Source organism: Pseudorhizobium banfieldiae (genome assembly GCF_000967425.1).
Classification (GTDB): domain Bacteria; phylum Pseudomonadota; class Alphaproteobacteria; order Rhizobiales; family Rhizobiaceae; genus Neorhizobium; species Neorhizobium banfieldiae.
This window is the reverse complement of the sequence record NZ_FO082820.1, coordinates 1989772-2009189: the sequence shown is the minus strand read 5'-3', so window position 1 is coordinate 2009189 and position 19418 is coordinate 1989772. Positions and strand designations below refer to the sequence as shown.

Below are 19418 nucleotides of genomic sequence, written 5' to 3'. Positions count from 1 at the left end.
GCGGGCCATCAGCCCGCAGTCCAACATCAAGTTTTTCCGGGAGGAAACAATCATGTCCAACGAATGGCCCCTTTGGGAAGTTTTCATCCGCGGCCAGCATGGCCTGAACCATCGCCATGTCGGCAGCCTGCACGCGCCCGACGCGGAAATGGCCATCCGCAACGCCCGCGACGTCTACACGCGCCGCAACGAGGGAGTCTCGATCTGGGTCGTGCGCTCGAACGACATCACCGCCTCCAGCCCGTCCGACAAGGGACCGCTGTTCGAGCCGTCGAACGCCAAGGTCTACCGTCACCCGACCTTCTTCGACATCCCGGGCGAAGTGGGGCACATGTGATGGCGACCGCCGTTGATCAGTCCGCATTCTTCGACTGGCTGCAGCGCATCGGCGACAATGCGCTGGTGCTGGGGCACCGCGTGTCGGAATGGTGCGGCCATTCTCCCGTCCTCGAAGAGGATATCGCGCTGGCCAACCAGGCCCTCGACCTGATCGGCCAGTGTCAGCTGTGGCTCGGCTTGGCCGGTGAAGTCGAAGGCAAGGGCCGCAGCGCCGACAATCTCGCCTATCTGCGCGATGCGGCGGATTTCCGCAACGTGCTGCTGGTCGAGCGCCCGAACGGCGATTTCGGCCAGACGCTGATGCGCCAGTTCCTGTTCGACGCCTTTCACATCAACCTCCTGCGGGCGCTGAAGACCTCGACAGACAAGCGCGTCGTCGATATCGCGGCCAAGGCGGAGAAGGAAGTTGCCTACCATCTGGAACGGTCGGCCGACCTGGTCATCCGGCTGGGCGACGGTACGGCGGAAAGCCATCGACGCATGGAGAAGGCCCTGAAGGCACTCTGGCCCTATACGGGCGAGATGTTCCATGATGATGCCGTCGACGTCGCAATGGCCGAAGCGGGGATCGCACCCTTGCCGTCATCGCTGCGGACCGCTTGGGAGGCTACCGTCAAGGCCGTGCTCTCCGAAGCCACGCTTCCCTATCCGGACACGGTCTGGCAGCACGGGATCGCCGGCGCGGGTGGCGGCAAGAAGGGCGTCCACTCGGAGCATCTCGGCTTCATCCTGGCGGAGATGCAGTTCCTGCAGCGCGCCTATCCGGGTAGCGTCTGGTAAGCGCCATGGAACAGGAGCGCAAGCCCGATACCGAGGAGGTTTGGCGCTGGCTGTCCGATGTGCCCGACCCGGAAATCCCCGTGATCAGCGTCACGGATCTGGGGATCGTCCGGCAGGTGAACTGGGAGGATGACACCCTGGTTGTCAAGGTCACGCCCACCTATTCGGGCTGTCCGGCGACCAGCATCATCAACCTCGACATCGAGAACGCCCTGCGCAGCCACGGCATCGACAGGATCCGCATCGAGCGTCAGCTGTCGCCAGCCTGGACGTCCGACTGGATCAACGCCGACGCGCGCGAAAAGCTGCGCGCCTACGGCATCGCACCGCCCATCGACGGTACTGCCGCCGACGGGCGCCTACTGGGACGGGTCGCGCGACTTTCGGGTCGTTCCAACATGACCGTTGCATGTCCGCGGTGCGGATCGACGAATACCGAGAAGATCAGCCAGTTCGGCTCGACACCCTGCAAGGCGAGCTATCGCTGCAAGGACTGCCTGGAACCCTTTGACTATTTCAAGTGCATCTGAGGATGCCTTCGCTTTTGCTAGGAACAACCCAATGGCACGCTTCCATCCACTGAAAGTGACAGATGTCCGGCGCGAAACCCGCGACGCCGTGGTCGTAACGCTTGCGCCCCGGGACGAAGACCGGGCGCTCTTCGACTTTACCCAGGGCCAGTATCTCACCTTCCGCCGGGAATTCGACGGCGAGGAACTGCGCCGCTCATATTCCATCTGCGCCGGCAAGGGGGAGGGGGTCCTGCGGGTAGGTATCAAGCGCGTCGACGGTGGCGCCTTCTCGACCTGGGCAAATGAGAACCTCTTGCCCGACGACGTGATCGAGGCCATGCCGCCGATGGGCCGTTTCTTCACGGCCATCGAACCCGAAGCGGCCAGGCAGTATCTCGGCTTTGCCGGCGGCTCCGGCATCACGCCGCTCCTCTCGATCATCAAGACGGTGCTCGCTAGCGAGCCGCAGTCGAAGTTCACGCTGGTCTACGCCAACCGGCAGATCAACTCGATCATGTTCCGCGAGGAACTGGAGGACCTGAAGAACCTCTATCTGGGACGGTTCTCGGTCATTCACGTCCTGGAGCAGGAAGGCCAGGAGATCGATCTCTTCACCGGTCGGGTCGACGCGGAGAAGATGAAGGGGCTGTTTACTCACTGGATCGATCCCAAGGCGGTCGATACGGCCTTCATCTGCGGCCCTGAACCGATGATGCTCGCAATTGCGGCGTCGCTTCGCGAACACGGGCTGACCGATGCCCAGATCAAGTTCGAGTTGTTCGCCAGCGGTCAGCCGGGCCGTGCAAAGCAGAAGGCGGTGTCGAAGGTTGCGGTCACGGCCGGAACCGGGGTCGAGGCCACGGTCACGCTGGACGGTGCAACCCGCACCTTCATCATGCCGCGCCAGGGCCAGACCATCCTCGAGGCTGCCATCGAGGCGAATATGGACGCTCCGTATTCCTGCAAGGCCGGTGTCTGTTCCACCTGCCGCTGCAAGGTGTTGGAGGGCGAGGTGGAAATGGCCGTCAACCACGCGCTGGAAGACTACGAGGTGCGTGCAGGCTATGCCCTGTCCTGCCAATCGACGCCGTTGTCCGACCGTGTCGTCGTGACCTATGACGAGTGAGGGTGCCGTGGCGGACATGATCCAGATCGAGGAGTACCTGGAGCAGGGCGGGGTTCTGTCCGCTCCGGACAATGCCCCGGCCCGCTATCGCGGCGAGCTGATGCGGCTGATGTCGTCCTTTGTCGACAGCGAGCTGGCGGCCTCGGCCGGGTTCGCCAACGCGATCAACCATGCGCCGGGCATCAAGGAACGAATTGCTGCGAGCCGGATCACCCTGGAGAAGGCCGATCATGCCGAGCGGGTGTTGAAGGTGATGGAAACCTTCGGAACGGATATCCAGCGCTACCAGCGCCAGCATGACTGGGCCGCTCGCGTCGCACGCGACGCCGAGGTCGGCGCGGCGCGTCAGGCGGGCGACATGCGCCTGTCGGTCTTCCACTATCCGATCGCGGGCTGGACCGATGCGGTCGTGATGAACGTCTTGCAGGGCCTGGCGACCGGCGTGCAGATGAGGGAGCTCACGGCGGTCTCTTACGGACCGCTCGCCGATGTGTTCCGCGAAATCGCGCCGCGCGAGACGCGCCATGCGGAACTCGGGTTTGAGGGGCTGGAGCGCATTGTCGTGACGCCTGAAGGAAAAGCCGAAGCGGAAGTCGCACTCTCCTACTGGCGACCCCGCGTGGCCGCTGGCTTCGGCGCCGCCAATTCCTCCCGGTTCGCGACCCTGAAGAAATTCGGGCTGCGCCACAGCCCCAATGAAGAACTGCTGGGCCGTTGGGAGGCTGAGCTTGCCGACCGATTGAACACGATCGGTCTCTGACACAATGACGCGGCCCAATTGCCCGCGCTCCATCCTGAACTAAAGGAAATGCAATGACTGCTGCCCCACGTCGTCTCGAGAGCTATGTCTGCGGAAGCTGGAACCCCGGCCGGAGCGAGGGGCAGCTTCTGTCCGACGCTGCGACCGGTGCGCCGGTGGCGCGCATCGATTCCTCCGGCATAGACTTCGCCGCCGTTCTCGACCACGGACGGCGGGTGGCTGGCCCAAAGCTGCGGGAAATGTCCTTCCATGACCGGGCGGCGATGTTGAAGGCACTCGGCCTGGCGCTCATGGAGCGGAAGGAGGAGTTCTACACGGAAAGCCTCCACACCGGTGCCACGCGCAGCGATGGCTGGATCGATATCGAGGGCGGCATCGGCACGATGCTGACCTTCGCCTCGAAGGCGCGCCGCGAGCTACCCAATACTCGTGTCCTGACCGATGGCGAGGTGGAGCCGCTGTCGAAGGACAACAGCTTCGTTGCCCAGCACATCCTGACGCCGATGCGCGGTGTCGCGATCCACATCAACGCCTTCAACTTCCCGATCTGGGGAATGCTGGAGAAGATTGCGCCGACACTGCTGGCCGGCGTCCCTTGCGTCGTCAAACCTGCATCGCAGACAGCATACCTCACCGAACTCTGCGTCCGTCGGATCATCGAGACCGGGATACTGCCTGAAGGCGCGCTGCAGCTGGTTTGCGGCTCTGTCGGCGATATGCTCGACCATGTGACGGGACAGGATGCCGTCACCTTCACCGGCTCCGCCTGGACCGGTCGCAAGCTCAAGTCGCATGCCCCGGTGGTCGCCAACTCGGTCCGCTTCACCATGGAAGCCGACAGCCTGAATGCGTCCATCCTTGGGCCCGATGCCGGTCCCGGCACGCCTGAATTCGACCTTTTCGTCAAGGAAGTCGCCCGCGAGATGACCGCGAAGGCGGGACAGAAGTGCACGGCCATCCGCCGCGTCATTGCCCCGCGCGCTCATGTCCAGGCGCTCGTCGCTGCACTCGGCGATCGTCTGGGCAAGACGACACTCGGCCTGCCGGCCGAGGAGACGACCCGCATGGGGCCGCTCGCCAGCCTCGATCAGCGGGAGGAGGTTCGGGCCCGCATCCGCGACCTGCAGGCCGATGCCGAGATCGTTGCCGGCAATCCGGACGAGGTGAAGACTGGTTCGGGAGATGCGACACAGGGCGCCTTCCTCAACCCGGTGCTGATGTATTGCGAGAAACCATTCGGTGCTAGCGCGGTGCATGAGGTGGAGGCGTTCGGACCGGTCTCGACGGTCATGCCTTACGACGACCTCGAAGAGGCCGTCGCGCTGTCGCACCTGGGCAAGGGGTCGCTGGTCTCGTCGATCTTCACCGACGATCCGGCCGTTGCAGCCGACGTCGTGCTGGGCGCAGCACCTTTCCATGGGCGTGTGCTGATCGGCAACCGCGCTTCCGCAAAGTCCTCGACTGGACACGGCTCGCCACTCGCGCCGCTCGTTCACGGTGGTCCTGGCCGCGCCGGTGGCGGGGAGGAGATGGGCGGCATGCGCGGTGTCAAGCACTACATGCAGCGCACTGCGGTGCAGGGCAGCCCGCGGCTCCTCTCGGCGGTGACAGGCCGCTGGGTGGATGGTGCGCCGGTGCAGCACGACGTTCATCCCTTCCGCAAGTCGCTTGCCGAACTGCGGATCGGGGACCAACTGGTCACGGCGGCCCGTCAGGTCACTCAGGAGGACGTGGAACACTTCGCGCACTTCACCGGTGATACCTTCTACGCTCACATGGACACGGAGGCCGCGCGGGCCAATCCCTTCTTCGATGACCGCGTGGCGCATGGCTACCTGATCGCGAGCTTCGCTGCAGGCCTGTTTGTCGAGCCCAATCCTGGTCCGATCCTCGCCAATTATGGCGTCGACAACCTGCGCTTCCTGACCCCGGTCTACTTCGGCGACACGCTTCAGGTGCGCCTGACCTGCAAGGAGATCAATCCGCGCGTCAGTGCGGAGCATGGGGAAGTGCGCTGGGACTGCCAGGTGACCAACCAGAACGGCGCAGTGGTGGCGCAGTACGACGTGCTGACGATGGTGGCCAAGACCTGGCCAGCCGTTGCCGCCCAGGCCGCGGAGTAACCGTCCGCCTGTAGCTACGGCGGGGTGTTGATGCAATCATCGACCCCGTCGCATTCCCTGATGGGGAGGCGGTGCCCATCGATGGGTATCACCTGGCCGTGGTGTGTGATGCGCTGCTCGCCACAGCGGCAGGATTTAGCGGACGGCCTTGATGCCCTCGAGGATCAGCGTGGTCGCGACATCCGCATAGTCTTCGCGGCTGATGCGACCGCCATCGCGGAACCACATGTACATCCAGTTCATCATGCCGAACAGAGACATGGTGACGGGTGTGAGCAGCGGACGCTCGCGATTGTTCAGCGCCGGGTTGAGGAGGTCGATGACAACCGAGAAGCGGCGGACGATATTACGCTCGACGCCAAGTATCTCGGCCTTCTGCTCATCGCTCAGCGTGTTGGTTGCGTTCAACTGCACCTTGTGCTGGTTGTCTGCTCCGCGATAGTTCTCCAGCACCGCGCCGACGAGCTTGCGAAGCCGCTCGCCGGGTGGGAGAGAAGGATCGTCGGCATCAGCGACGGCGGCGTCCAGCGTCTCAAGATGCGTGATGATGATTGCGAATATCAGCGCGTCCTTGCTGGGATAATAGTGGTAGAGCAGGGCCTTGGACACCTGAGCATGACTTGCGACCTGGGACATGGAAGCTTTTTCCATGCCTTGCGTCGCGAAGACTTCCGCTGCCTTGTCCAGAATACTGCGCTGCTTCTCTTCAAAATCCTGAGCTCGTGTCCGAGCCATGGCAATTCTTTCCAAAATATCTCGGGCCTCGCGGTCGTTGCTTGAATGCGACCCCGCGAGACCTGTTTCATCTAATGACTGCGGAGGTGCTTGTCACCCCGCGTGGATCACTCCTTCGGCCGGTTGTCGACGACGCGCTTCGCCTTGCCTTCCGACCGGGGAACGCCCCTCGGATCACAGACGAGAACACGCGTGGTGACGCCCACCACCGACTTGATGTGATGTGCAAGTTCCTTGGCCGAGAAGGCGCGTGCGTCCTCGGCGGACAGGTCGGCCGTGCATTCGACATGGACGGTCATGTTGTCCATCCGGCCGCTGCGCGTCAGTTCGATCTGGAAATGCGGCGCCAGTCCCTTGCACTTCAGGATCTGCTCCTCGATCTGGGTCGGGAAGACATTGACGCCGCGAAGGATGATCATATCGTCGCTCCGGCCGGTGATCTTCTCCATCCGCCGCATCGAGCGAGCGGTACCGGGCAAGAGGCGGGTAAGGTCGCGGGTGCGGTAGCGCACCATCGGCAGGCCTTCCTTGGTCAGCGTCGTGAACACCAGTTCGCCGAGTTCGCCATCCGGCAGCACTTCACCCGTCACCGGGTCGATGATCTCCGGATAGAAGTGATCCTCCCAGATGTGCAGGCCGTCCTTCGTCTCCACGCATTCCTGGGCAACGCCCGGGCCCATCACTTCGGAAAGCCCGTAGATGTCGACAGCATGCATGTCGAATGCTTCCTCGATCTCCTGCCGCATCGCGTTGGTCCATGGCTCAGCACCGAATATCCCCACCTTCAGGGAGGACGCCCGCGGGTCCAGTCCCTGGCGCCTGAATTCGTCGAGGATCGACAGCATGTAGCTCGGCGTCACCATGATGATCTGCGGCTTGAAGTCGTGCATCAGGGTGACCTGCCGCTCGGTCATTCCACCGGAGATCGGAATGACGGTGCAGCCCAGCCGCTCGGCGCCGTAATGTGCGCCAAGGCCGCCGGTGAAGAGGCCATAGCCATAGGCGTTGTGGAGCATGTCACCGGGGCGGCCGCCTGCCGCACGAATCGAGCGAGCGATGAGGTTCGCCCAATGGTCGATGTCGGCCGCGGTATAGCCGACCACCGTAGGCTTGCCGGTGGTGCCGGAGGAGCCGTGGATGCGCACCAGCTTGGACTGCGGCACGGCGAACATGCCGAAGGGATAGGTGTCGCGCAGGTCCTGCTTGGTGGTGAACGGGAACTTGGCGATGTCCTTGAGCGACTTCAGTTCCTCGGGATGTACATCCTGCTCGATGAAGCGCTTCCGGTAAAAGGGCGAGTTCTCATAGGCATGCTTCAGCGACCGTTTCATCCGATGGAACTGCAGCGCTTCGATCTCATCGCGCGATGCTGTCTCGATCGGGTCCAGGTCTTTCGGGTTCGGGGTCAGATCTTCCATGGCTTCCTCCCTTGGAATGCTGGCGCGGTCAGGCGTCGACCGGAACGTGGGTGCCCTTGACGGTGCGCGAGTGGCCGCGGAACTCGGCAACGTGGACGCCGTCCTGGTTGGTGATGCGGATGTCGTAGATGCCGGAGCGGCCGCGACGCGAGACCTCGGCGGCCGTGGCGGTCAACCGGTCGCCGATGCGGACCGGGTTGATGTAGGTGATCGAGCAGTGCTGTGCGACGACCATCTCATTATAGCTGTTGCAGGCGAAGGCGAAGGCGCTGTCGGCGAGGGTGAATATGTAGCCTCCATGGCAGTTGCCATGGCCGTTCGACATCGCCTCCGTGACAGTGACGGAGAGCGTCGCGTGGCCGGGCGCAATATGGTCCAGGCTCATGCCGAGCCGTTGGCTGGCCGCATCATCGTTCCACATCGCCCGTGCGGAGGCTTCGGCGAGTTCCTGTGGGCTCATTTCGGGAACGGCTTTCATCGGCCCTTGAACTCCGGCTTGCGTTTCTCGAGGAAGGCGGTGACACCTTCGGCATAGTCTGCAGTACGACCGGCCGTCCGCTGGCAGTCACGCTCCATGTCTAGGTGCATGTCGAGGCTGTTGGTCGCTGCCGCCTGGATTAGTCGCTTCGTGAGGCCCAGGCCGATGGTCGGACCGCCGGCAAGGCTCCCCGCGAGCGCCGTGGCTTCGTTGATCAATTGGTCATCATCCACGGCCTTCCAGATCATGCCCCACTCGGCGGCCTTCTCCGCCGTCACCGGTTCGGCCGTGAGCGCCAGCGCCTTGGCGCGCGGTTCGCCCAGTATGCGGGCAAGGCTCCAGCTGCCGCCTGCGTCGGGGATCAGTCCGATCTTGGAGAATGCCTGGATGAACTTGGCCGAACGGGCCGCCAGCACGATGTCGCAAGCGAGAGCGATGTTGGCGCCGGCGCCTGCAGCCACGCCGTTCACCGCGCAGACGACCGGCTTTTCCAGCGCTCGGATGAGCCGCAGGTTGGGATTGTAAAAGGTCTCGAGCGTGTGGCCGAGATCGGGGGCAGGGCCACCCTTGCGCGGGTCCCGGTCTCCGAGATCCTGCCCCGCGCAGAAGCCGCGTCCCGACCCGGTGATCAGAACGGCACGCACCTCCGAGTCGTCGCCGGCCTGCTCGAGCCCGGCGCGGAAGGCGAGGTGCATTTCCTCATTGAAGGAATTCAGCTTGTCTGGTCGGTTGAGGGTGAGCTTCAATACGCCATCGACAAGAGTCGACAGAACCGTTTCCGAACCGGTCATCTCTATCTCCCTGCCGCATCTCCCGGCGGCTCCTGAAGATTCTTGTTGCATAGTCCGACCGGTCGGTCAATTATAAAGGCGACCGGGGAGGAGCCCGGGTTGGGAGAATGCCATGACCGATCTGTTCAGCCGCCATCGCGCGCTTCTGGAGCGTGCCGTCACGGCACTGCACGAGCGCAGCTACTGGACACCATATCCGGAAGCCCCCAGCAGCAAGAACTATGGCGAGACGGCGAAGGCGGATGGCGAAGCCGCTTATGCGGGACTGACGGGAAAGCCCTTCCAACTCCCCGGCCATCCCGAATCGTCTCGCCGAGGCGCGGAAGTGTCCCCCTTCGGCCCCGAGCTCGGCATTACTTATCCCGCCTGTGAGCCGGCCGTCTTGATTGCCGCGGCGAGGAATGCAGCACCGGCACTGGCTGCGGCCGGGGTCGAGGCGCGCGTCGGCGTCTGCCTGGAGATCCTCCACCGCCTGAACCGGATGAGCTTCCTGATTGGTCATGCGACACAGCATACGACCGGACAGGCCTTCGCGATGGCGTTCCAGGCGGGCGGTCCTCATGCCCAGGATCGAGGTCTCGAAGCGGTGGCAGTGGCCTGGGAGGAGATGACCCGTTTCCCGACAGAGGCCCGGTGGGAAAAGCCGCAAGGCAAGGCCGCGCCGATCCTTCTCGAAAAGCACTGGACGCTGGTTCCCGCCGGTGTCGCCCTGACCATAGGCTGCAACACCTTTCCGACCTGGAACAGTTATCCCGGCCTGTTTGCGAGCCTCGCCACAGGTAATCCCGTCATCGTCAAGCCGCATCCGGCTGCCATCCTGCCGATGGCGCTGACGGTGCGCGTTGCCCGCGAGGTGTTGGCCGAAGAAGGCCTGCCCATGGACGCTGTGCTGCTGGCCGTGGATGCGCCGGGCGCGGAGATCACCACGGAACTGGCCACCGATCCGGCCGTCAAGCTAATCGACTATACGGGCTCCAACCAGTTCGGCGGCTGGCTGCGGGAGAATGCGCGACAGGCGCAGCTCTTCACCGAAGAGGCAGGTGTCAACAGCGTCGTCATCGCCGGGACGGACGACTTTGACGGCATGTGTGCGAACCTCGCCTTCTCTCTGTCGCTCTATTCCGGGCAGATGTGCACGGCGCCGCAGAACATCTACATTTCTGTCGACGGGATTGACACCGACAAGGGGCATCTGAGCTTCGACAGCGTGGCAGATGGCATCGGCAAGGCAATCGACGCGCTGCTGGACGATCCGGCGCGGGCAGCGGGCGTCTGCGGCGCTGTTGCCAATCCGGCAACGCTTGCCCGGCGCGACAGCGTCCGTGCCAGAGGCCGGGTGATCCGTGAGTCCGGCGCCTTGGGCGAGGGACGCACCGCCACACCGCTGCTGATGGCCGTAGACGCCGGTGACGCGCTCGCTGAATCCGAATGTTTCGGACCGGTGGCCTTCCTCGTCGCCACGAAGGATGCCGATGACGGCATCGCTCGGGCAACTGACCTTGCCGCACGCAAGGGCGCCATCACGGCTGCACTCTACGATACCGACGAGAACCGGATTGGGCGGGCCATCGCAGCTTTCACGGCAGCGGGCGTCAATCTGTCGATCAACCTGACCGGCAACATCTTCGTCAACCAGTCCGCTGCGTTCAGCGACTTCCACGTCACGGGCGCCAATCCGGCTGGCAATGCGAGCCTGACGGACACCGCTTTTGTCGCAACCCGGTTCCGCCGCGTCATGTGGCGGCGGACCGTCACTTCCTGATATCATCATCGCATCATTCTCGAGGAGGAGAGTAGAATGAAAAAGGCTCTGACCACTACCGCACTCGTACTTCTGGCCGGCCTCGGCCTGTCACCGGCCGCTCAGGCCGAGGTCCGCATCGGTGCCAGCGTTTCGGCGACGGGACCTGCCGCCTTCCTGGGCGACCCGGAGGCGAAGACGCTTGAAATGCTCGTCGAGGAACTGAATGCCGCCGGCGGCATCAATGGCGAGGAAATCAAGCTGGTGCTCTACGACGATGGTGGCGACCCGAACAAGGCGCGCACCTTTGCCACACGTCTCGTCGAGGATGACGAGGTCGTTGCCATCATCGGCGGCACCACGACCGGCACGTCCATGTCGATCCTTTCGGTAACCGAGGATGCCGAGATCCCGTTCATCTCGCTGGCCGGTGCGATCGACATCATCGACCCGGTGAAGCCGTTTACCTTCAAGACCCCCCATACCGACCGCATGGCCTGCCAGAAGATCTTCGAGGACATGAAGAAGCAGGGCTACACCAAGGTCGGCATGATTTCCGGCACCGACGGCTTCGGTGCCTCGATGCAGGCGCAGTGCAAGTCGGTTGTCGGAGACTACGGCATCGAGATCGTCGCCGACGAAACCTATGATCCCAAGGATGCCGACATGACGGCGCAGCTCACCAAGATCAAGGGTGCCGAAGGCGTGCAGGCGGTTCTCAACCCCGGTTTCGGCCAGGGCCCGTCCATCGTGACCCGCAACTACAAGCAGCTCGCAATCGACCTGCCGCTCTACCAGTCACATGGCGTAGCATCCGATGGCTTCATCGAGCTCGCCGGTGCCGACGCGGCAGAAGGCGTGCGTCTTCCCGGCACGGCGCTTCTGGTTGCCGGCCTGCTCGCGGATGACGATGCCCAGAAGCCGGTCGTCACGACCTACAAGACCGCCTACGAGGGCAAGTTCAAGGCGCCGGTCAGCACGTTCGGCGGCTATGCCCACGATGCCTTCCTCATTCTCACGGATTCCTTGAAGCGTGCAGGTTCGGCCGAGCCGGCCGCAATCCGTGACGCGATCGAGTCGACCTCCGGCCTCGCCGGCACGACCGGTAGCTACACTTTCTCTCCCGAGGATCACCTGGGTCTCGACCTGTCGGCGTTCCGCATGCTGGAAATCAAGGACGGTAAGTGGGCCCTGGTGGAATGATTGCCTGACCGGAGCCGGGTCCGCCGCGACCCGGCTCTCATGTCATCGTAACGGCCGCGCCCGGCTCTGCCGGACCGGCCAAGTGCAACCCTGCGACACCTATCCGAGCCGGAGAGCCTCATGTCGGAGCTTCTGCAATTCCTTTTCTCCGGCGTGACGGTCGGCGCGGTCTACGCGCTCGTCGCGCTCGGCTTCACGCTCATCTACAACGCTTCCGATGTGGTGAACTTCGCGCAGGGCGAGTTCGTCATGCTGGGCGGCATGATCACATGGTTCGTCTATGCCGCGGGGCTGCCCCTGCCGCTTGCTGCGCTGATCGCCATAGTGGCGACGGCGGCGCTTGGCGTTGCGATCAACAAGCTGGCGATCGAGCCGGCGCGCGGCGCGCCTGTCGTCTCGCTGATCATCATCACCATCGGCGCCTCCATCTTCATTCAGGGCGGCGCGCAGCTGATCTTCGACAAGCAGATTCACACGTTCCCGGCCTTCTCCGGCGACGAACCGCTCCGGATCGGCGGCGCGACGATCCTACCCCAGAGCCTCTGGGTGATTGGCGGTGCACTCGTGATCTTCGCAGGCTTGTGGGTCTTCTTTACCCGCACGCTCCTCGGTCGCGCGGTGCTGGCCACATCCAACAACCGGCTGGCCGCCCAACTGGTGGGGATCAACACGAATTTCGTTATGACCCTTTCCTTCGCGCTGTCTGCCGCGATCGGTGCCCTGGCCGGCGTGCTTGCGACCCCGATTACGCTGACCGCCTACAGTGTCGGGATCGGCTTTGCCCTCAAAGGCTTCGCCGGCGCCATGCTGGGCGGCATGGGCAATCCCAAGGGTGCGCTGGTCGGCGGTTTCCTCATCGGTCTGATCGAGGCGCTGACGGCCGGATACCTGTCATCGCAATACAAGGACGCGGCTGCGTTCATCGTGATCCTGCTGGTGCTGTTCTTCCTGCCGCATGGTCTCTTTGGACGCCAGGCGACGCAACGGGTGTAACCATGAAGCTGACACCCAAACAGGCCACCCTCCTCACGCTTGTCGTGCTGATCGCGCTGACGCCATTCTTCTTTCCCTCCGGCTACTACTACCGTGTCGGGGCACTGATCTTCGTGAACGGGCTTGCGGTCACCGGTATCGTGATCCTGACGGGATATGCGGGGCAGATCAGCCTCGGCCACGCCGGATTTGCGGGTATCGGCGCCTATGCCTGTGCGCTCGCTCCGGTCCATCTCGGCATCCACCCGGCCTTTGCGGTCGTGCTGGGCGCACTCATCTCCGCGGTGCTCGCGTGGCTCGTCGGCCGGCCGATCCTCCGGCTGAAGGGCTATTACCTGGCGGTCGCCTCGCTCGGCTTTGGCATTCTCGTGTCGATGGTGCTCAACAACGAACGGGAATTGACGGGCGGGCCTGACGGGATCGACGTGGCCGATCTCGGTCTGCGCGGACTGCTGAAGGATTTCGGAATGGACCTCACGAACGGCGAGTTCTGGTATTTCTTCTCCGGTCTCTGCCTGCTCCTCGGCGCCTGGCTCGCGCTCAACCTCTACAACAGCCCGACAGGGCGCGCGCTGAGGGCGCTGCACGGGTCCGAGATCGCCGCGCGAACGGTTGGTGTCGACGTCGCCCGGATGAAGCTCAACGCCTTCGTTGTCTCCGCCGTCTATGCCTCGGTTTCCGGCTCGCTCCTGGCGCTGCAGAACAAGTTCATCACACCCGACGTGGCAGGCTTTATGCATTCGATCGAGATGGTCACGATGGCAGTTCTGGGTGGTGTCGGCTCGGTCCTTGGCGCCATTTTCGGCGCCGGCATACTGACGTTGCTTCCGCAGGTCCTGACAGTCTTTGCCGAATACGAGCAACTGGTCCTGGGTCTGGTGATGATGCTGGTAATGATCTTCCTGCGCGAGGGGCTTCTGCCCTCGATCCTGCGCAAGCTGAGGGGGACGGGTGAATGAGCGACCGCGATAGCCAGATGACGCTTCTGTCCGTCGAGGGTCTCGGGATCACCTTCGGTGGCTTGAAGGCCGTCAACGACGTCAGCTTCCAGGTGAAGCCCGGAGAGATCGTTTCGGTGATCGGGCCGAACGGTGCCGGCAAGACGACGCTCTTCAACATGATCTCGGGCATCTATCAGGCCGGCAGTGGTCGCGTGGTGCTCAACGGCGAGGATGTCACGGGAATGGAGCCGCATCTGCTTGCCCGCCGCGGCATGAGTAGAACCTTCCAGAACCTGCAAATCTTCCAGTCTATGTCCGTGCTGGACAATGCCGTGACCGGCTACCACCTGCAGGAGCAAGGGTCGATCCTGGCCGACCTGCTGGGCCTACCGGGTTCCCGCCGCCGGGCGGAAGCCGCTCGGGATGGTGCGATGGCGCTGCTTGGCCGGGTCGGGCTGGAGCGGGCCGCGGAACGCGAGGCGGGAAACCTCTCCTATGGCTCGCTGAAGCGACTGGAGATTGCCCGCGCCCTGGCGTTGAACCCGAAGATACTTCTGCTAGACGAGCCTGCGGCTGGCTGCAACGCCGTGGAAACCGCGGAGATCGACCATCTGATTGCCGAGGTGGCGGCCTCGGGCGTCGCCATCCTGCTGGTCGAGCACGACATGAAGATGGTCATGCGGATTTCCAATCACATCGTTGTTCTGGACCATGGCGAGAAGATTGCCGAGGGTGACCCGGCCACGGTCAGCAAGGATCCGGCTGTGATCGCCGCTTATCTGGGAGCTGAACATGCTGACCGTTGAGGGCTTGCGTTCGCGCTATGGGCGCATCGAGGTGCTGCACGGGATCGACCTCAGTGTCGACAGCGGCGAGATCGTTACGGTGGTGGGAGCCAACGGGGCAGGGAAGACGACGCTCCTCCGTTGCCTTTCCGGTGTCCAGCCGGTGACGGCGGGGCAGATCACGTTCCGTGGCGAGGCGTTGACGCCGGTGCCGGCCTACAAACGGCTGCGCCGTGGTCTCGCTCAGTCGCCCGAAGGGCGGCAGATCTTCACCAATCTCACCGTCGAGGAGAACCTGAGGCTCGGAGCCTTCCTGTTCAACGACGACCGGGTCGAGAAGGACATGGAGGACGCCTTCCAGATGTTCCCGATCCTGCGGGAGAAGCGCAATCTGGCGGCAGGCGGGCTTTCGGGGGGCCAGCAGCAGATGCTCGCCATGGCGCGGGCGCTGATGGGTCGGCCCTCATGCCTTCTGCTCGACGAACCGTCGATGGGGCTGGCGCCGATCATCGTCAGCCAGATCTTCGATGTGGTCCGGGGATTGAAGGCTCTCGACGTGACCGTGCTTCTGGTCGAGCAGAACGCCTTCGGGGCTCTCAAGATCGCTGATCGTGGCTATGTCATGGAAACGGGCCGCATAACCATGTCGGGCGCGGCGGAAGAACTGATCGCCGATCCGCGCATCCGCGAAGCCTATTTGGGAATATGAAATGTCTGTCGTCACCATCGCTCGCGAAGGCGAGATCGCTGTCGTCGCCGTTAACAATCCGCCCGTCAATGCGCTGGGTCAGATGCTCCGCCAGGGGCTTTGGGACACGGTCGGTGCGCTGGATGCCGATCCGTCCGTGCGGGCTGTGGTGCTGATCTGCGAAGGACGGACCTTCATCGCCGGTGCTGACGTGACCGAGTTCGGCAAGCCGCCGGTGCCGCCGCACCTTCCTGATTTGGTCGACCATATCGAAGGTGCCGCAAAGCCCTGGTTTGCCGCAATTCACGGCTCGGCGCTCGGCGGCGGGTTCGAGATCGCCATGGGATGCCGGTTCCGGATCGCACTGGACAGCGCCTCGGTCGGGCTTCCCGAGGTTGGCCTTGGCATTGTTCCCGGTGCATCCGGAACGGTCCGAACACCGCGTCTTGCCGGCGTCGAGGCTGCGGTTGACCTGGTCACCAGCGGCAAGCCGGTGAAGGCGGCGAAGGCTGCCGCCCTCGGGCTCGTGGATGCCGTCGTCATGGGTGATCTGCGCAGCGAAGCCGTCGCCTTCGCCCGTGCGGCGCTCGGACGTCCACTGCCACTGCCTCTCTCGCGACGGCCTGTCGAGACGCCCGGACCAGGTTTCTGGGAGAGGCAGGAGAAGGCGATCTCGAAGCGCGCGCGCGGCGAGGCTGCGCCGCTTCGAGCGCTCGCATGTCTTCGGAAGGCCGTAGAGGCTGACTTTTCCGATGCCATGGCATTTGAGCGGGCGACATTTCTGGAACTTCGGAGTTCGGAGCAGGCGGCGGCCTTGCGTCATGTGTTCTTCGCGGAGCGCGCTGCCGGGCGCCCCTCTCATCTGGCTGCAGCAGAGCCTTTGCCGATCCGGCTGGCTGGCGTCGTGGGGGGAGGCACAATGGGTGCGGGCATTGCCGTCGCCCTGCTTGATGCGGGGCTTCCGGTCGTGTTGGTCGAGCGGGATGGCGAAGCGGTAGAGAGAGGTCTCGCCAACATCCGCAACGTCTATGACGGGGCGGTCAAGCGGGGACGCATGACGCCGGACACCGCCGCCGAGAGGCTGTCGGTGGTTACCGGCAAAACGGATTATGCGGCTCTCGCCGATGCCGATCTCGTCATCGAGGCGGTGTTCGAGGAGATCGGCGTGAAAAGAGCGGTTTTCGCTGAATTGGGGCGGATCTGCCGGCCGGAGGCGGTCCTGGCGACCAATACATCTTATCTCGATCCCCGACTGATCGCCGAAGGCCTGCCGAATCCGGAACGTTTCATCGGCCTGCATTTCTTCAGCCCCGCCAATGTGATGAAGCTGCTCGAGATCGTGCCCGTTCCGGAAACGGCACCTGCTGTGGTCGCCACGGGCTTTGCGCTCGGAAGGATGCTCGGCAAGATCCCGGTTCAGGCCGGCATCTGCGAAGGCTTCATCGGCAACCGCATCCTGAAGCGATATCGCGCCTCCGCCGAGGCGCTGGTGCGGCAGGGTGTGGCGATCGACGCAATCGATGGCGCCATGCGCGCCTACGGGTTCGCAATGGGACCGTTCGAAGCCCAGGACCTCGGCGGGCTGGACATCGCATTCCTGCAGCGCGAAGGAGCACGGGCAGCGGGGCAGGATGTCCCAGAAACCTTGGGCGATATCCTCGTTCGCGCCGGACGAAAGGGGCAGAAGACCGGGGGCGGCTGGTATGACTATGCCCTAGGCGATCGGACGCCACAGCCGTCAACGGCGGTGGCCGAGCTCCTGTCTTCGCAGATCAGCGGCGAAGCGGACATGTCGGTCGTGGAAATCGCAGAAAGCCTGGTAGGGGAGATGGCGGAGGAGGGTGCCGCAATCCTCTCGGAAGGAGTGGCCCGACAGGCTTCCGACATCGACGTCGTCGAGATCCATGGCTACGGCTTCCCGCGCTGGCGCGGTGGGCCGATGTTCGCGACCCGCTCGAAATAGTCCGTCATCGATAGCTGCTGAGATAGACAACCGAAAAAGGCCGCGCTGCATAACCAGCGCGACCCTTTGAATCGTCCCGTAGATCCGTTTGCCTAGTGCAGGATCTGGCTCAGGAAGAGCTTGGTGCGCTCGTGCTGCGGGTTGTCGAAGAATTCTGCCGGCTCGTTCTGCTCGACGATCTGCCCCTGGTCCATGAAGATGACGCGATTGGCGACCTGCCGTGCAAAACCCATTTCGTGGGTCACGCAGATCATCGTCATGCCTTCTTCTGCGAGGCTCACCATCGTGTCGAGGACTTCCTTGATCATCTCCGGGTCGAGCGCCGAAGTCGGCTCGTCGAAGAGCATGATCTTCGGGCTCATGCACAGCGAACGGGCGATTGCCACGCGCTGCTGCTGTCCGCCGGAAAGCTGGCCGGGGTACTTGTTTGCCTGCTCGGGGATCTTCACCCGCTCCAGGTAGTGCATGGCGATCTCTTCGGCCTTCCTCTTCGGCATCTTGCGTACCCAGATCGGTGCGAGCGTGCAGTTTTCCAGGATCGTCAGGTGCGGGAAGAGATTGAAGTGCTGGAACACCATACCGACTTCGCGGCGCACTTCGTCGATCTTCTTCAGGTCGTTGGTCAGTTCGATGCCGTCGACTACGATACGGCCCGACTGGTGCTCTTCAAGGCGGTTGATGCAGCGGATCATCGTCGACTTGCCGGATCCGGAAGGACCGGCGACGACGATGCGCTCGCCCGTCATGACGCGCAGGTTGATGTCGCGCAGCACGTGGAAGTCTCCGTACCACTTGTTCATGCCGATGATATCGATTGCGATATCGGTGGCGGAGACGGAAGGCGTGGTGGGTTGGGCGTCAGCCATTGTTTTCCCCTTGTCTTATCGTTTGTGGCCGGTGTCGAGATGGCGCTCCATGAAGGCGGAGTAGCGCGACATCCCGAAGCAGAACAACCAGAATATGAACCCGGCGAAGATCAGGCCGGTGCTTGGCGTGATCGGCGTGATCCATCGCGTGTCGGTGAAGTTCAACTGCACGATCCCGAGCAAGTCGAACATCCCGATGATGGACACCAGTGACGTATCCTTGAAGAGGCCGATGAAGGTGTTGACGATGCCGGGGATCACGAGCTTGAGCGCCTGCGGCATGATGATCAGCCGTGTCTTCTGCCAATAGGTCAGGCCGAGGGAATCGGCGCCTTCGTACTGGCCCTTCGGGATCGCCTGCAGGCCGCCGCGAACCACCTCGGCCATATAGGCCGACGCGAATAGCGCCACGCCAACGAGGGCGCGGAGGAAGTTGTCGATCGTCCAGCCCGTCGGCAGGAAGAGCGGCAGCATGACGTTGGCCATGAAGAGGACGGTAATCAGCGGCACGCCGCGGATCACCTCGATGAAGGTGACGCAGATCACCCTGATGACCGGTAGATGCGATCGTCGGCCGAGGGCGAGCAGGATGCCAATCGGCAGGGACACAGCGATGCCGACGAACGACAGGATGAGTGTGACCATCAGGCCGCCCCAGAGCGGCGTTTCAACCCGTTGCAGGCCGAAGACACCGCCATGCAACAGGAAGAAAGCGACAATCGGGAAGATGACAAAGAGAACGAGCGCGTTCCATCCCTTGTAGGGCAGTCGCGGCATCAGCATAGGGGCCAGAACGGCGGCGAAGAGGACTGCGACGAGAGTGGGGCGCCAGCGCTCGTCAATCGGGTAGCGGCCAAACATGAACTGTTCGAAACGCTCGCTGACGAAAGCCCAGCATGCGCCACTCCAGCCATCGGGCTGGACGCCTCCCTGGGCACGGGTGAGGCAGGCGGTTCGGTCAGATCCGCTCCAGACGGCATCGAAGAAAAGCCAGTTCAGCATGTCCGGGACAGTCCAGACAAGCAGGGCGATCGCTAGGATCGTCAGAGCGGTGTCCTTGGGGGTCGCAAAGAGATTGCCGCGGATCCAGCCGAAGGCGCTTCTTTCGCTGGCGGGGGCAGGGCGGGGAGCGAGGAGTTCGGTGCGGACAAAGCCGAGAGAGTTCGTGCTCATCAC

General features: G+C 63.5%; 19 protein-coding genes. 13 read left to right on the top strand and 6 right to left on the bottom strand.

All coding sequences use genetic code 11. From position 1 onward, the window contains the following. The first annotated feature begins 52 nt into the window (after positions 1–52). Genes paaB through paaZ form a run of 6 tightly spaced genes read left to right on the top strand, consistent with a single transcriptional unit; the run spans position 53 to position 5640 of the window. On the top strand, positions 53–337 hold the full coding sequence (gene paaB / locus NT26_RS09935) for a 1,2-phenylacetyl-CoA epoxidase subunit PaaB (RefSeq protein WP_052642024.1): 285 nt from the start codon (positions 53–55) through the stop codon (positions 335–337). Beyond that, positions 337–1119: a 1,2-phenylacetyl-CoA epoxidase subunit PaaC gene (gene paaC, locus NT26_RS09930; RefSeq protein ID WP_052638648.1), complete on the top strand. Its 783-nt coding sequence runs from the start codon at positions 337–339 to the stop codon at positions 1117–1119. The genes paaB and paaC overlap by 1 nt, the downstream gene beginning before the upstream one ends. Before the next feature lie 5 nt (positions 1120–1124). Beyond that, the gene (gene paaD / locus NT26_RS09925) at positions 1125–1649 is read left to right on the top strand and encodes a 1,2-phenylacetyl-CoA epoxidase subunit PaaD (protein WP_052638647.1); all 525 of its coding nucleotides are present in this window, start codon (positions 1125–1127) and stop codon (positions 1647–1649) included. Between the two features lie 31 nt (positions 1650–1680). Further along, complete coding sequence (gene paaE / locus NT26_RS09920) at positions 1681–2757, top strand: 1,2-phenylacetyl-CoA epoxidase subunit PaaE (protein ID WP_052638646.1); 1077 nt, start codon at positions 1681–1683, stop codon at positions 2755–2757. A gap of 7 nt (positions 2758–2764) precedes the next feature. Beyond that, on the top strand, positions 2765–3517 hold the full coding sequence (locus tag NT26_RS09915) for a Phenylacetic acid catabolic protein (protein WP_244467689.1): 753 nt from the start codon (positions 2765–2767) through the stop codon (positions 3515–3517). A 53-nt stretch (positions 3518–3570) separates the two neighbouring features. Then, the gene (gene paaZ / locus NT26_RS09910) at positions 3571–5640 is read left to right on the top strand and encodes a phenylacetic acid degradation bifunctional protein PaaZ (RefSeq protein ID WP_052638644.1); all 2070 of its coding nucleotides are present in this window, start codon (positions 3571–3573) and stop codon (positions 5638–5640) included. 135 nt (positions 5641–5775) lie between these two features. Here the strand turns inward: paaZ and NT26_RS09905 are convergent, their stop codons facing one another. From NT26_RS09905 to paaG, 4 genes are all read right to left on the bottom strand, one after another. Continuing rightward, entirely contained in the window at positions 5776–6375 is a 600-nt protein-coding gene (locus NT26_RS09905; protein WP_052638643.1) for a TetR/AcrR family transcriptional regulator, read from the bottom strand. A gap of 107 nt (positions 6376–6482) precedes the next feature. After that, on the bottom strand, positions 6483–7793 hold the full coding sequence (gene paaK, locus NT26_RS09900; RefSeq protein ID WP_052638642.1) for a phenylacetate--CoA ligase PaaK: 1311 nt from the start codon (positions 7791–7793) through the stop codon (positions 6483–6485). A gap of 28 nt (positions 7794–7821) precedes the next feature. After that, complete coding sequence (gene paaI, locus NT26_RS09895) at positions 7822–8271, bottom strand: hydroxyphenylacetyl-CoA thioesterase PaaI (protein WP_052638641.1); 450 nt, start codon at positions 8269–8271, stop codon at positions 7822–7824. Next, positions 8268–9062 (bottom strand): 2-(1,2-epoxy-1,2-dihydrophenyl)acetyl-CoA isomerase PaaG, encoded by a 795-nt coding sequence (paaG, locus tag NT26_RS09890; RefSeq protein ID WP_052638640.1) that lies wholly within the window; start codon positions 9060–9062, stop codon positions 8268–8270. The genes paaI and paaG overlap by 4 nt, the downstream gene beginning before the upstream one ends. Positions 9063–9174: 112 nt before the next feature. Here paaG and paaN point away from each other — a divergent pair, with 112 nt between their 5' ends. The 7 genes from paaN (at position 9175) to NT26_RS09855 (ending at position 17376) form a co-directional block, all read left to right on the top strand. Further along, on the top strand, positions 9175–10824 hold the full coding sequence (gene paaN / locus NT26_RS09885; RefSeq protein ID WP_052638639.1) for a phenylacetic acid degradation protein PaaN: 1650 nt from the start codon (positions 9175–9177) through the stop codon (positions 10822–10824). A 36-nt stretch (positions 10825–10860) separates the two neighbouring features. Beyond that, the gene (locus NT26_RS09880) at positions 10861–12006 is read left to right on the top strand and encodes an ABC transporter substrate-binding protein (RefSeq protein ID WP_052638638.1); all 1146 of its coding nucleotides are present in this window, start codon (positions 10861–10863) and stop codon (positions 12004–12006) included. Positions 12007–12126: 120 nt separating this feature from the next. Continuing rightward, complete coding sequence (locus NT26_RS09875; protein ID WP_052638637.1) at positions 12127–12999, top strand: branched-chain amino acid ABC transporter permease; 873 nt, start codon at positions 12127–12129, stop codon at positions 12997–12999. A gap of 2 nt (positions 13000–13001) precedes the next feature. Then, positions 13002–13958, top strand: a complete 957-nt coding sequence (locus NT26_RS09870) for a branched-chain amino acid ABC transporter permease (RefSeq protein ID WP_052638636.1) — start codon at positions 13002–13004, stop codon at positions 13956–13958. 17 nt (positions 13959–13975) lie between these two features. Next, the gene (locus tag NT26_RS09865; protein ID WP_052642022.1) at positions 13976–14746 is read left to right on the top strand and encodes an ABC transporter ATP-binding protein; all 771 of its coding nucleotides are present in this window, start codon (positions 13976–13978) and stop codon (positions 14744–14746) included. Then, complete coding sequence (locus tag NT26_RS09860; protein ID WP_052638635.1) at positions 14733–15434, top strand: ABC transporter ATP-binding protein; 702 nt, start codon at positions 14733–14735, stop codon at positions 15432–15434. The genes NT26_RS09865 and NT26_RS09860 overlap by 14 nt, the downstream gene beginning before the upstream one ends. Position 15435: 1 nt before the next feature. Continuing rightward, positions 15436–17376 carry a 3-hydroxyacyl-CoA dehydrogenase NAD-binding domain-containing protein gene (locus tag NT26_RS09855; protein WP_052638634.1) on the top strand — a complete coding sequence of 647 codons (1941 nt, stop codon included), beginning with the start codon at positions 15436–15438 and terminating at the stop codon, positions 17374–17376. Positions 17377–17468: 92 nt separating this feature from the next. On the opposite strand, the gene NT26_RS09850 is transcribed toward NT26_RS09855, so the two are convergent. Further along, positions 17469–18242, bottom strand: coding sequence for an amino acid ABC transporter ATP-binding protein (locus tag NT26_RS09850; RefSeq protein WP_052638633.1), 774 nt, complete (start codon positions 18240–18242; stop codon positions 17469–17471). Between the two features lie 15 nt (positions 18243–18257). Then, positions 18258–19415 carry an amino acid ABC transporter permease gene (locus tag NT26_RS09845; protein ID WP_052638632.1) on the bottom strand — a complete coding sequence of 386 codons (1158 nt, stop codon included), beginning with the start codon at positions 19413–19415 and terminating at the stop codon, positions 18258–18260. Positions 19416–19418: the final 3 nt, after the last annotated feature.

What these genes read in the sequence shown, in the direction of transcription:
- paaC (WP_052638648.1), top strand. Translation starts at nt 337, where the DNA reads ATGGCGACCGCCGTTGATCAGTCCGCATTCTTCGACTGGCTGCAGCGC.
- NT26_RS09870 (WP_052638636.1), top strand. Translation starts at nt 13,002, where the DNA reads ATGAAGCTGACACCCAAACAGGCCACCCTCCTCACGCTTGTCGTGCTG.
- NT26_RS09865 (WP_052642022.1), top strand. Translation starts at nt 13,976, where the DNA reads ATGACGCTTCTGTCCGTCGAGGGTCTCGGGATCACCTTCGGTGGCTTG.
- paaD (WP_052638647.1), top strand. Translation starts at nt 1,125, where the DNA reads ATGGAACAGGAGCGCAAGCCCGATACCGAGGAGGTTTGGCGCTGGCTG.
- paaB (WP_052642024.1), top strand. Translation starts at nt 53, where the DNA reads ATGTCCAACGAATGGCCCCTTTGGGAAGTTTTCATCCGCGGCCAGCAT.
- paaG (WP_052638640.1), bottom strand. Translation starts at nt 9,062, where the DNA reads ATGACCGGTTCGGAAACGGTTCTGTCGACTCTTGTCGATGGCGTATTG.
- paaE (WP_052638646.1), top strand. Translation starts at nt 1,681, where the DNA reads ATGGCACGCTTCCATCCACTGAAAGTGACAGATGTCCGGCGCGAAACC.
- NT26_RS09845 (WP_052638632.1), bottom strand. Translation starts at nt 19,415, where the DNA reads ATGAGCACGAACTCTCTCGGCTTTGTCCGCACCGAACTCCTCGCTCCC.
- paaZ (WP_052638644.1), top strand. Translation starts at nt 3,571, where the DNA reads ATGACTGCTGCCCCACGTCGTCTCGAGAGCTATGTCTGCGGAAGCTGG.
- NT26_RS09850 (WP_052638633.1), bottom strand. Translation starts at nt 18,242, where the DNA reads ATGGCTGACGCCCAACCCACCACGCCTTCCGTCTCCGCCACCGATATC.
- NT26_RS09875 (WP_052638637.1), top strand. Translation starts at nt 12,127, where the DNA reads ATGTCGGAGCTTCTGCAATTCCTTTTCTCCGGCGTGACGGTCGGCGCG.
- paaK (WP_052638642.1), bottom strand. Translation starts at nt 7,793, where the DNA reads ATGGAAGATCTGACCCCGAACCCGAAAGACCTGGACCCGATCGAGACA.
- NT26_RS09855 (WP_052638634.1), top strand. Translation starts at nt 15,436, where the DNA reads ATGTCTGTCGTCACCATCGCTCGCGAAGGCGAGATCGCTGTCGTCGCC.
- NT26_RS09860 (WP_052638635.1), top strand. Translation starts at nt 14,733, where the DNA reads ATGCTGACCGTTGAGGGCTTGCGTTCGCGCTATGGGCGCATCGAGGTG.
- NT26_RS09880 (WP_052638638.1), top strand. Translation starts at nt 10,861, where the DNA reads ATGAAAAAGGCTCTGACCACTACCGCACTCGTACTTCTGGCCGGCCTC.
- paaI (WP_052638641.1), bottom strand. Translation starts at nt 8,271, where the DNA reads ATGAAAGCCGTTCCCGAAATGAGCCCACAGGAACTCGCCGAAGCCTCC.
- paaN (WP_052638639.1), top strand. Translation starts at nt 9,175, where the DNA reads ATGACCGATCTGTTCAGCCGCCATCGCGCGCTTCTGGAGCGTGCCGTC.
- NT26_RS09905 (WP_052638643.1), bottom strand. Translation starts at nt 6,375, where the DNA reads ATGGCTCGGACACGAGCTCAGGATTTTGAAGAGAAGCAGCGCAGTATT.